Annotated in this window: 11 protein-coding genes; 1 reads left to right on the top strand and 10 read right to left on the bottom strand. The window is 66.0% G+C overall.

Annotation, left to right across the window (positions count from 1 at the left end; translation table 11 throughout):
* From JHD07_RS21110 to JHD07_RS21065, 10 genes are all read right to left on the bottom strand, one after another.
* A partial coding sequence (locus tag JHD07_RS21110) for an ATP-binding cassette domain-containing protein (RefSeq protein ID WP_291625411.1) occupies window positions 1–1231 on the bottom strand: 1231 nt, incomplete at its 3' end.
* 171 nt (window positions 1232–1402) lie between these two features.
* Window positions 1403–1750: a RidA family protein gene (locus JHD07_RS21105; RefSeq protein ID WP_291625409.1), complete on the bottom strand. Its 348-nt coding sequence runs from the start codon at window positions 1748–1750 to the stop codon at window positions 1403–1405.
* 15 nt (window positions 1751–1765) lie between these two features.
* Window positions 1766–2887, bottom strand: coding sequence for an FAD-dependent oxidoreductase (locus tag JHD07_RS21100; protein WP_291625407.1), 1122 nt, complete (start codon window positions 2885–2887; stop codon window positions 1766–1768).
* Complete coding sequence (locus JHD07_RS21095) at window positions 2884–4302, bottom strand: FAD-dependent oxidoreductase (protein WP_291625406.1); 1419 nt, start codon at window positions 4300–4302, stop codon at window positions 2884–2886. Before JHD07_RS21095 ends, JHD07_RS21100 begins: the two co-directional genes overlap by 4 nt.
* Window positions 4299–4595 carry a (2Fe-2S)-binding protein gene (locus tag JHD07_RS21090; protein WP_291625405.1) on the bottom strand — a complete coding sequence of 99 codons (297 nt, stop codon included), beginning with the start codon at window positions 4593–4595 and terminating at the stop codon, window positions 4299–4301. Before JHD07_RS21090 ends, JHD07_RS21095 begins: the two co-directional genes overlap by 4 nt.
* Window positions 4596–4626: 31 nt before the next feature.
* Entirely contained in the window at window positions 4627–5763 is a 1137-nt protein-coding gene (locus JHD07_RS21085) for an FAD-dependent oxidoreductase (protein WP_291625404.1), read from the bottom strand.
* A gap of 8 nt (window positions 5764–5771) precedes the next feature.
* Window positions 5772–6578, bottom strand: coding sequence for an ABC transporter permease (locus tag JHD07_RS21080; protein ID WP_291625403.1), 807 nt, complete (start codon window positions 6576–6578; stop codon window positions 5772–5774).
* Window positions 6575–7450, bottom strand: coding sequence for an ABC transporter permease (locus JHD07_RS21075; protein ID WP_291625402.1), 876 nt, complete (start codon window positions 7448–7450; stop codon window positions 6575–6577). The genes JHD07_RS21080 and JHD07_RS21075 overlap by 4 nt, the downstream gene beginning before the upstream one ends.
* Window positions 7447–8487 (bottom strand): ABC transporter ATP-binding protein, encoded by a 1041-nt coding sequence (locus tag JHD07_RS21070; RefSeq protein WP_291625401.1) that lies wholly within the window; start codon window positions 8485–8487, stop codon window positions 7447–7449. Before JHD07_RS21070 ends, JHD07_RS21075 begins: the two co-directional genes overlap by 4 nt.
* A gap of 23 nt (window positions 8488–8510) precedes the next feature.
* A complete protein-coding gene (locus JHD07_RS21065; RefSeq protein WP_291625400.1) occupies window positions 8511–9545 on the bottom strand; it encodes an ABC transporter substrate-binding protein in 1035 nt (344 codons plus the stop codon).
* Window positions 9546–9816: 271 nt separating this feature from the next.
* Between JHD07_RS21065 and JHD07_RS21060 the strand changes: the two genes are divergently transcribed.
* Window positions 9817–10743 carry a LysR substrate-binding domain-containing protein gene (locus JHD07_RS21060; protein ID WP_291625399.1) on the top strand — a complete coding sequence of 309 codons (927 nt, stop codon included), beginning with the start codon at window positions 9817–9819 and terminating at the stop codon, window positions 10741–10743.
* Window positions 10744–10842 lie beyond the last annotated feature (99 nt).

Raw genomic sequence — 10842 nt, 5'->3', positions numbered from 1 at the left:
CGAGCAGGCTGACCTTCTGGTCGAACAGCGCGAAGTCCGGCCTGACCCGCACGATGCCGGAGAGCGGGCGCAGCTCGCCCGCGATCAATTTCAGCAGCGTCGTCTTGCCGGAGCCGTTCGGGCCGCCCAGCGCGACGCGCTCCGGACCGACGATCGCGAGCGATAGATCGCGGACGACCGGCCGCTCCGGCCGATAGCCCGCACTGACGCCGTCGAGCCAGAGCACTTCCCTGCCCGCCGGCAGGCCGGTCGCCGGCAACCCGACCGACAATGGCTGAACAATCTCGATACGCCGGCGCGCCGTGTCCGCAGCATCGATGGCCTCTTCGCGCCGCCGCTCGGCGATTTGCGCGCTCCTGCCACCGCTGTCCTCACTGCGATCCTTGCGTGCTCCGGCCAGGATGCGCGGCATGTCGCCCTTGGCGCGCTTCTTCCTGCCGCCGCTGTCCCTGCGCGCTTTCCTTTCCGCGGCCTCTTGCGCTTTGCCGTCAATCTCGGACAGGCGCCTTTCGGCATGGGCGAGATCATGCCTGGCGGCCGCAAGCTCGACGGCCTTCTGCTCGCGGTACCGGCTCCAATTGCCGCCGTATCGCATGGCTCCCAGCGACGTCAGCTCGACGATCGCATCCATGGTCTCCAGCAAGACCCGGTCGTGGCTGACGACGATCGCCCCGCCACGCCAGGTGGCGAGCAGATCAGTCACCGCCTTGCGTGCGTCCCGATCGAGATTGTTGGTGGGCTCGTCCAGGAGCAGGAAGTCGGGCGCGGCGAAGATCAGTGCGGCGAGTCGAAGTCGCGTGATCTGGCCGCCGGACAGGCAAGACAGCTCCGTGTCGGGAGACGGATCGAACCCGAGGCGGGCCAGCGCGGTCTCGAGCCGCGTCTCGAGCGTCCAGTCAATCGCAGCGATCTCATCGGCCGAGGCATCGCCTCGCTCTGCACGGCGAAGCAGCTTCAGCGCCCGGCGCACGCCGAACAGGTCGGCTACGGTCACGCCGGGAAGCACCTGCACATCCTGGCGCAACAAGCCGATGGTGCAGTTGATCAGAACGCGCCCTGATCGGGGCACATGCTCCCCCAGGATCGACGCAAGCAGCGTCGTTTTCCCGACGCCGTTGCGGCCGACCAGACCGGTCCGCTCGGCCGCGAATGTCAGATCGATGTTGGAGAGAAGAGAGCGGCCGTCAGGCGTGGACAGCGACAGGTTCGACAGAATGATCGAGGCAGGCATGGAGTTCCCCGTGAGCAAGGCAGGTGGGCTTTGCGGTCGGGGTCATATCCATGGCGGCACGTATCCTGATTGAGGAGCTCTCCAAGTAGTCCCATCAAAGGGCAAGATCAAGGCGGGCGCGCGGAGGACGACAGCGCGGGAGGCGCCGTCGTCCTCCATTGTCGTGCGCCATCACCCCTTCAAAGCGGTTACCACCACCTCGATCAGCGCGCCGCCGCCGAGATCGGCGACGCCGACGGTGGCGCGGGTCGGCAGGTTGTCGCCGAAGAACTCGGTCCAGGCCGCATCCATCTCCTTCTTCCTGGAGAGATCGGTGACGAAGATCGAGGCGCTCACGACGCGAGACTTGTCGGTCCCCGCCTCCTTCAGATAGCCGGCGATCTTGCCGAGGATGTTGCGGGTCTGCTCGCCCATCGAGACCGAGGTGTCTTCGGCAATGGTGCCGCCGAGGAAGACGAAGCCGTTCGCCTCGACTGCGCGGTGCATGATGGGCGTGCGGATGCTGCGGGTGATGCTCATGATGTCCTTTCGTTGCTAGAGCATGGAAGAATGGAAGCGGTCGATGCCGAGACCGCTGATCCGGGTCTGGGTGCCGCCATTGACGATCAGCTCCGCCATGACGGCGCCGGCGCCGGGGCCGAGCTGGAAACCGTGCAACGAAAAGCCGAACTGGTGATAGAGACCCTCGTGACGGCTGCTCGGCCCGAACACCGGCAAATCGTCCTTCATCCTGGCCTCGATGCCGGCCCAGGCGCGGACGATGGTGGCGCTGCGCATCACCGGAAACAGCTCGAACACGGTCTGCGCGCTGGTCGCAAGGCTCTTCCAGTCCAGCACCGTCTCGTTGCGATCCTGATCGGGCGTCGCCAGGTGTCCGCCGCCGATCAGCACCGTGCCGTTGTTGAATTGCTTGAAAGAGAGCTTTCGGCCGCGCAGGATTACGACGGGGTCGATGAAGTGCGGCACGCGCGAGGTGATCATCAGCATCGGCGCCACCGTCTCGACCGGCACGGGCTCGCCGAGGTCGGCGGCGATCCTGCCAGCCCAGGCGCCGGCCGCATTGACCAGCACCGGCGCGGCATAGGTGTCCGAGCCGACGTCGACGTGCCAGAGCCCCTCGTTGTAGCGGATATTGCTGGCGGCCACGCCCTCGCGCACGGTCGCGCCAAGCCGCTCGGCCTTGCGGCGGAACGCCGTCGTCGTCTGCGCCGGATTAGCCGCGCCATCGCGGCGCGAGACCACACCGCCGGGACAGGCTTCGGCGACGGCCGGCACGAGGCGCCGCAGTTCAGTCGCGTCGATCAGCTCTTCATGGGTGAAGCCCAGCGCATTGAGCTCGGCAACGCGCGCGCGGCAGACCGCGAGCTCGTCCTTATTCTCGGCAACCAGCACCTGGCCGTAGCTCTCGAAGCTGCAATCGTCGTCGAGGAGATCCGTGATCTTCTCCCAGATGCCCATCGAGCGGATCGACAACGGGATCTCCGGGATATGCCGCGCGAGCTGACGGACGCCACCGGCATTGACGCCGGAGGCGTGACGGCCGGCATAGTCCTTCTCGATCAGCACCGGCTTCAAGCCGGCGAGACACAGATGCAGCGTGGTCGAGCATCCGTGGATGCCGCCGCCAATGACGATTGCATCCACGATCCGGGTCACCCGCGCACCACCGCCTTGACGTCGGCCTCGCTCTTCGGAACGGCCGCGAGCTCCGCAAGCGTGATCGGCTTCACCGGCGCGCGCAGCCGGTAATAGCCGATCTCCTGCGGAGTCTTTCCGCGCGCCTGCGCCATCAACTCGGTGACGGTGAGGCCGCAGAGGCGACCCTGGCACGGGCCCATGCCGGTGCGGCGGTAGGCCTTGAGCTGGTTCGGCCCGGTCGCGCCGATCTCGACGGAATCGAGAACGTCCTTTGCGGTGACCTCCTCGCAGCGGCAGACGATGGTGTCGCCCGCGGGTATCCGGAACTGCGGCGCGGGCCGGAACAGCGTGTCGAGGAAGACGCGACCGCGTTCGGCCTTGGCGAGGTCGGCGCGGAGCTGCGCCATCGGTGCGAGCTTCGCGGCAGCCATCGGCGCCAGCGCTTCGACCGCGGCACGCGCCGCGATACGGCCACGCACCACGGCGGCGTTCGCACCGCCGATCCCCGCGCCGTCGCCGGCGATCGCGATGCCTGCAACCGACGAGTTTCCGCTCGCATCAAGCACCGGCGACCAGCACAGTTGCAGATCATCCCAACGATGCTCGACGCCGGCCGCCATTGCCAGGTTGACGTTGGGCACGACACCCTGATGCAGCAGCAACAGATCGGCGGGAATGGTCTCGCGCTTGCCGCCCGCAACATAGCTAACGCCGGCGAGCTGACCGTCACCGGACGCGGCAAGCTCCGTCACGCCGGAGACGACCCGCACCTTCGCCTTCACCTCGCGCATCATCGCGATGCCCTTGGCGAAATAGGGCGAGGTGAGGAAGGCGAAAGCGTGCGGCAACGCCGCGAAATAATTGCCTCGTCCGGTGGTGTCCAGGATGCGGTCGATGCGGCCTCCGAGGCGGAGGATCTGCGCGGCGAGCAGCCAGAGCAGCGGCCCCTGCCCCGCGATCACGGTGCGTCCGTCGGGCACCAGCGCCGAGGACTTCAGCATGGTCTGCGCCGCGCCCGCGGTCATCACGCCGGGCAGGGTCCAGCCGGGGATCGGGAACGGCCGCTCCAGCGCGCCGGTCGCCAGAATCACGCGCTTGGCCTTGACGAAGGCGGACGCGCCACCGACCGACACGGCGATGTCGAGATTGCGGTCGAGACTCCAGACCGTCGCGCGATGGATTACCTCCGCGTTGCTCGCCCCGAGCGACTTCACGAGATCGGCTCCGACCCAATAATCGGCGCCGAGCTGATTGCGGCCGGTCACCGGCGTCGAGGAGATCGCGCGGAACACCTGGCCGCCGGGACCGACGTTCTCGTCGAGCAGCAGCGTCGCGAGGCCGGCCTCGGCGGAGCTCGCGGCGGCGGCAAGGCCGGCAGGCCCCGCGCCGATCACCACGACGTCATAATCTTCGCGCTTGGGAGCCACAGTCATCTTCCGATCTCCCGCTTGCCCTTCTGGATCTCGATCTGCATGCCCTCGGCGACGGGCACGAGGCATCCCTGGCGGTTGCCGACACCGTCGATGGTGACGAGGCAGTCGAAGCACACGCCCATCATGCAATAAGGCAGACGCGGCGCGCCGCTGACTGCGGTGGAACGCCGTGCGTCCACGCCGGAGGCCAACAGCGCGGCAGAGACGGTGTCACCCTGGCGCGCCGCGATGGCGACGCCATCGACGAAGATCTGCACGTGTGGGCGCTTGTCCTGTTCGGATCGCTTGAACATGGGGATGCCTCTTGGCTCCTTCTCAAAATCTTCAATAACCGCTGTTGTTGGCGGCACCTGCGCCACCAAAGCGGCTGGCCGAAAACGCGCCGACCAGCTCCGGCTCGAGCGCGCCCTGCGCCACCATGCGCGCGAACTCGAAGGCGTGATTGGAGGCGAGCGTCACGCCGGAATGGCAGCAGGCTACGAAGGCGCCGGGATGCGTCTCCGACTGGTCGTAAATCGGAAAGCCGTCCTGCGGCATGACGCGGATGCCGGCCCAGCTCCTGACCACGTTGAGACGCGACAGATGCGGGAACATGCGCTGGGCGCGATCGGTCATCACGGCGCTGATCGAGTGCTTCAGCGCGCGGTCGTCCAGCTCGTCCTCCTTGCTGTCGCCGATCATCACCGTGCCCTCGTCGGTCTGGCGGATCGTGGTCAGCGGATGCGGCAGGAACGGCACGGTGCGCTCGGTCACCACGACCTGGCCGCGGGTCGGCCCCATCGGTGCATGGAGACCGACCATCGGCGCCAGCGTCTGGTTGGCGTTGCCGGCGGCCAGCACGATCTTGGCGGCACGCAGCTCGCCGCTCGGCGTGGTCAGCCGAAATTCGCCGCCGCTCTTGCTGATCGCCGAGACCGGCCGCTCCGGAAGGTAGTCGATCCCGAACGCCTTGAAGCCGGTATGGAGCGCGCGGAACGTACGCAGCGAGTTCACATGTCCATCGAGAGGACAGTAGCTGCCGCCGGAGACCTCAGGGCCGATCAGCGGAAGCGACTTCTTCACCTCAGATGCGGGCAGCATCTCCATCTTGTAGTCGGCCGCGCCGGCCTGGTTGTGCATGCGCTTGACCAGCTCGATACGCTGGCCGAATTCGTCATCGCCAAGCGTCAGATGAAAGCCGCCATTCTGCTGGAGGCAAACGTCCAGCCCGGTCTGCTGCTTCAGCTCCGAGGCAAGCCGGTTCCAGGCTTCCGCCGCCCGTACGGTCCACACCGTATAGGCGGGCATGCCGAGCCCCTTGCTCTGCACCCAGACCAGCGCAAAGTTCGCGCGCGAGGCGCGCTTGGTGATGTCGCCTTCGTCGAGCACCGCGACGCGCTTGCCGAGCCGGCCGAGGCCCCAGGCAATGGCGGAGCCGAGCAGTCCGCCGCCGACGACGGCAACGTCATATTCTCCTAGCATGAGTTCTCCTATCGCCCCGTATCGCCCTTGCCGGCGAGCACGCGGTCGAGCCCGTAGAAGCGGTCGAGCAGAATGAGGGCGGCCATGGTGATCGCGATCACGCAGGCCGAGACCGACGTCACCAGCGGATCGATGTTGTCCTGGATATAGAGGAACATGCGCACAGGCAGCGTTTCGGTGCCGGGCGCGGCAAGGAAGACGGTCATGGTCAAATCGTCGAAGGATTGGATGAAGGCGAGCGCCCAGCCGCTGATGACACCGGGCAGGATCAGCGGCAAGGTCACACGGCGGAACAGCGTCCAGCCGCCGGCACCGAGCGAGACCGCGGCCATCTCGACCGTGCGGTCCATGCCGGTCGCCGCGGCCAGCGTCAGCCGCAGCGCGAACGGAAACACGATGATGACATGCGCGATGATCAGCGCGGCAAAGCTGCCGCCCAGCCCCGCCGAGGTGAAGAAGCGCAGGAACGCGATGCCGAGCACGACGTGCGGGATCATCAGCGGCGACAGGAACAGCGCCGCCAGCGCGTCGCGGCCGCGAAAACGATAGCGTGCGATCGCGAGCGCCGCCGGCACGGCGAACAGGAGCGCCACCAGCGAGGACAGCGCGCCGAGGGCGAGACTGATCCAGAAGGCGTGGATGAACTCGGGATAATTCGCGATCGTCCTGAACCAGCGCAGCGAGAAGCCGTTGGTCGGCAGCGACAAATATCCCTCGGGCGTGAACGCGACGAGGCAGACCACCAAATTCGGCGCCACCATGACGATGACGAAGATGGCGTGGAAGATCAGCGCGAGCGGGCCGTTCCGTCTCATCGGAACACCTCCGCGTAACGGCGCTCGATCAGCGCGTTGCTGCCGACGACGATCAGCACCAGTGCGGCCAGCAGCAGCGTTGCGACGGCAGCGCCGAGCGGCCAGTTCAGCGTGTTGAGGAATTCGTCATAGGCGAGCGTCGCGGCGACCTTGAGCCGGCGGCCGCCGATGATCGCGGGCGTCGCGAAGGCGCTGGCCGACAGCGAGAACACGATGATGGCGCCCGACAGCACGCCCGGCATGATCTGGGGCATGATGATGCGGCGGGTGATCGTCATGGGGCCGGCACCGAGCGACATCGCGGCGTTCTCGATCTGCGGATCGAGGCGCTGGAGTGCGGCCCACACCGACAGCACCATGAACGGCATCATCACATGCGCAAGGGCGACTATCATTCCCGTTTCGGTGAACATGAAGGGGATGGGGGAGCGCATGACCCCGAGCGTCATCAGCAGCTTGTTGACGAGGCCATTGTTGCCGCCGAACAGCAGCGCCCAGCCGAGCGTGCGCGCCACGACGGAGATCAAGAGCGGCCCGAGAATCACCAGCAGGAAGAAGCTCTTCCAGCGGCCGCTCATGCGATTGAGGATGTAGGCTTCGGGCGCCCCTAACAAGGCCGTGAGCAGCGTCGTCAGGATCGCGACACGAAAGGTCCGCCAGAACATCTCGGCGTAATAGGGGTCCGTCGCGATCTCGTGCCAGTTCTTGAGGATGAAGACCGGCTCGATGCCCTTGTACTGGCCCCAATCGTGGAACGACAGCATCACCGTCATCGCCAGCGGAATCAGCAGCACGCCGACGAACAGCATCAAGGCAGGCGCCGTCAGCGCCCACGGCGTACGCGCATTGCCCTCCTCCGCGGCCGCGCTCATGCGCCAGCCCTCGCGCGGACGCTCATGTCCTCGGGCCGCCAGGTGAGCCGGACCGCGTCGCCTTCGGCCGGCTGCGCCTTGCCGTCGTTCTGGCGGATCACGATCGCCGGGCCGCATTCACTGTCGCACTGGAACAGCCAGTGATTGCCCTGGAAGATGCGCGTGATGATCTTTGCGCTGAGCCCCTTGTCGCCAAAGCCGATTCTTTCGGGGCGAATGCTGACGGTGACAGGACCGCCAAGTCCGGCCGGCGCCGGTGCGCGCCAGGAGCCGGCTACCAACTGCGTCGGCGCGACGGTCCGGTCGATCGTTCCGGCAAAGTCATTGGTCTTACCGAGGAATTGCGAGACGAAGGCCGAGGCCGGCTTCTCATAGGTTTCCTGCGGCGTGCCGATCTGCTCGATCTTGCCCTGGCTCATCACCACGATGCGGTCGGACAGCGACATCGCCTCGTTCTGGTCGTGGGTGACCAGGATCGTGGTGGTGCCGATGGTGCGCTGGATCTGGCGTAGCTCGATCTGCATCTCTTCGCGCAGTTTCGCATCGAGGTTGGACAGCGGCTCGTCGAGCAGCAGCACGCTTGGTTTGATCACCAGCGCGCGCGCGAGCGCCACGCGCTGCTGCTGGCCGCCGGACATGCGGCGTGGATGGCGGTCCTCAAAGCCCGCGAGGCCCACCATCGCGAGCGCGGCGCGGACGCGCTCGGACCTTTCAGCGCGCGGCACGCTGCGCATCTCGAGGCCAAAGGCGACGTTTTCCGCCGCGGTCATATGCGGAAACAGCGCGTAGCTCTGGAACACGATGCCGAGGCCACGCTTGGCCGGATGAACCGCGGTCAGGTCCTTGCCCTCGAGGCGAATGGCGCCTCGCGTGGGATCGAGGAAGCCCGCGATCATCTGTAGCGTCGTGGTCTTGCCGCAGCCGGACGGGCCGAGAAAGGAGATGAACTCCCCCTTCCCCACCGACAGGCTGAAGTCTTCGACCACAGTCTGCGCGCCGAACTCTTTTGCGACCCGATCGAGCTCGAGATAGGCCATGACGCTGTCTCCGCCGCGACCGATCAGCGCTCGACCTCGCGATTCCAGCGCTTGGTCCACTCCTCGCGCTTCTCGTTGATGACGGTCCAGTCCGGATTATAGAGCTTGGCCGCGCGCTCGCCGATCGGCGCCATCTTGCCGAGCTCGGGCGGGATCACCAGCGATTTCAGCACCGGGCCGTAGCCGTAGTCCTTCAGCAGCACGAGCTGGATCTTTGGATCGAGCAACATCTTGACGAAGCTCGCCGCGAGCGGCGAAGCGTTGGGCTTGGCGATCGGACACGCCGTGGTCAGCAGCGTCGCCGCGCCTTCCTTGGGATAGACGAAGTCGACGGGAAAGCCGGTGTTGGCAAAGCTCTGCACGCGGCCCGTGCCCCACACCGCGATCACGGCCTGGCCGGACTGGAACAGCTCGGTCATCTTGCCCGGCGACGGCTCATAGGCGAGCACGTTCGGATTGATCTGCTCCTTGAAGATCTTGAAGCCGGAATCGACGTTGGTCTCGCCGCCGCCATTCATCTTCGACAGCATCACAAGCGCCTCGAGGCCGTAGGTGTTGTTGATCGGCGGGATCACGAGCTGCTTGGCGTATTTGGTGTCCTTCAGGTCGTTCCACGAGGTCGGCGGCGCCCAGCCTTTCTCCTTGAACACCTTGGTGTTGTACATCAGGCCAGTGGCGACGATGCCGATCGCGACGGCGCGATCGTCCTTGAAGCGGGCGGTGTCGTAGAGATCGGCCGGCAATCCGTCGAGCTTGCTGCAGAAGCCGAGCTGGATTGCCTGGTACATCGGACCGTCGTCGACGATCGCGACGTCGATCTGCTGGTTGCCCTTCTGCGCCTGAAGCTTTGCCAGCGTGTCGGTGGAGTTGCCGGCGACATACTCGACCTTGACGCCGTTCGCCTTCTCGAAGGCCGGGATCACCTCGTCGCGGATCGTCTTCTCGAACGAGCCGCCATAGCCGGCGACATAAAGCGTTTTCTGCTGGGCCGAGGCGACCGAGGGGGCAGCAATGAGCGCTGCGATGCTGACCGCAGTCAGAAGGCGAAGAGTCTTCATATGGACTGATCTCCAATACCGGAATGAGGTGACGTGCCGACAAGTCTCCGGCCGAAGCGCCTGCCGCATTTCCTTCCGCGCAAACCCTCTCCGACCAGGGCTCCGGCGCCCGTTCGGCGATTCTGGCGCGGTCTGGAGGTTCGAAGCCCTCCAATCTGCCGAAAAAGCGGGCTGTCTCCAGCTCTGATGAAAAAGATCGCAACCTATACTTCCATCGTCCAATGAATAATGGCACCCTCTGCATGCTAAAATGTTATGATTGGATCATGGGATGGCGCGGATCAATTCGCGGCAGGTGGAGGCCTTCCGGGCGACAATGCTGACCGGCAGCGTCACCGAGGCGGCGAAGCTGATGGCGGTGACGCAACCCGCGGTCAGCCGGCTGCTGCGCGACTTCCAGGCGCTGCTCAAGATGGAGCTGTTCGAGCGGCGCGGCACCGGCCTGGTGCCGACCGCGGCGGCGATGGCGCTCTACACCGAGGTCGAGCGCTCCTTCGTCGGCCTCGAGCGCATCACCGCGGCGGCCGAGGAGATCCGCGGCCGCCGCACCGGCTCGTTGCGCATCGCGGCGCTGCCGGCGCTGGCAAACGGTTATCTGCCACGCCTGGCCGGGCACTTCCTGATGGAGCGTCCCAATCTCAACCTTGCCTTCTTCGGTGTGATCTCGCCGATCGTGGTCGACTGGGTGCTGAACAACCAATGCGACATCGGCTTTGCCGAGGTGCCGATCGCGCATTCCGGCCTGCCGAGCCAGCGGCTGCCCGCCTTGGCACGCGTCGCGGTGCTGCCGACCGGTCATCATCTGGCCGAGAAAGAGGTGCTGGAGCCGCGCGATTTCGAGGGCGAGACCTTTATCTCGCTATCGGCGGGTTCGTCGAGCCGGCATCTCGTCGACCAGGTCTTTCATCGCCACGATGTCCGCCGCGTGCTCAGGGTCGAGACCACGCTGTCGGAGATCATGTGCGGCATGGTGTCGTCGGGGCTGGGCGTTTCGATCTGCGATCCCTTCACCGCGCAGGAATTTGCAACGCGCGGCGTCGTCGTGCGGCGCTTCCTGCCGCGCATCGACTTCGAATTCTCCGCGGTCTTTCCGGCGCAGCGCAGCCCCTCGCCGGTGGCGCTGGACCTGGTCGAGACGATGCGCAAGGCGCTGGTGGAGTTCGAGGACGAGCCTGCACGGGATTTTGCGCCCGGTTGACCTGGTCTGCTATGGTCCCGCTGTACTCTATCGCCTCCGCGGGTAACACATGGCACGCATCACGATCGTCGAGACTGGGCTCGTTCCTGAAGAGCATCG

Source organism: Bradyrhizobium sp. (assembly GCF_016462955.1).
Lineage (GTDB): Bacteria > Pseudomonadota > Alphaproteobacteria > Rhizobiales > Xanthobacteraceae > Bradyrhizobium.
Note: the sequence above shows the minus strand (reverse complement) of the source record. Positions and strands in the feature narration are given on the sequence as shown.

Excerpts from the sequence above, each read along its gene's own strand:
- JHD07_RS21105 (WP_291625409.1), bottom strand. The coding sequence starts at position 1,750 with ATGAGCATCACCCGCAGCATCCGCACGCCCATCATGCACCGCGCAGTC.
- JHD07_RS21095 (WP_291625406.1), bottom strand. The coding sequence starts at position 4,302 with ATGACTGTGGCTCCCAAGCGCGAAGATTATGACGTCGTGGTGATCGGC.
- JHD07_RS21090 (WP_291625405.1), bottom strand. The coding sequence starts at position 4,595 with ATGTTCAAGCGATCCGAACAGGACAAGCGCCCACACGTGCAGATCTTC.
- JHD07_RS21085 (WP_291625404.1), bottom strand. The coding sequence starts at position 5,763 with ATGCTAGGAGAATATGACGTTGCCGTCGTCGGCGGCGGACTGCTCGGC.
- JHD07_RS21080 (WP_291625403.1), bottom strand. The coding sequence starts at position 6,578 with ATGAGACGGAACGGCCCGCTCGCGCTGATCTTCCACGCCATCTTCGTC.
- JHD07_RS21075 (WP_291625402.1), bottom strand. The coding sequence starts at position 7,450 with ATGAGCGCGGCCGCGGAGGAGGGCAATGCGCGTACGCCGTGGGCGCTG.
- JHD07_RS21070 (WP_291625401.1), bottom strand. The coding sequence starts at position 8,487 with ATGGCCTATCTCGAGCTCGATCGGGTCGCAAAAGAGTTCGGCGCGCAG.
- JHD07_RS21065 (WP_291625400.1), bottom strand. The coding sequence starts at position 9,545 with ATGAAGACTCTTCGCCTTCTGACTGCGGTCAGCATCGCAGCGCTCATT.
- JHD07_RS21060 (WP_291625399.1), top strand. The coding sequence starts at position 9,817 with ATGGCGCGGATCAATTCGCGGCAGGTGGAGGCCTTCCGGGCGACAATG.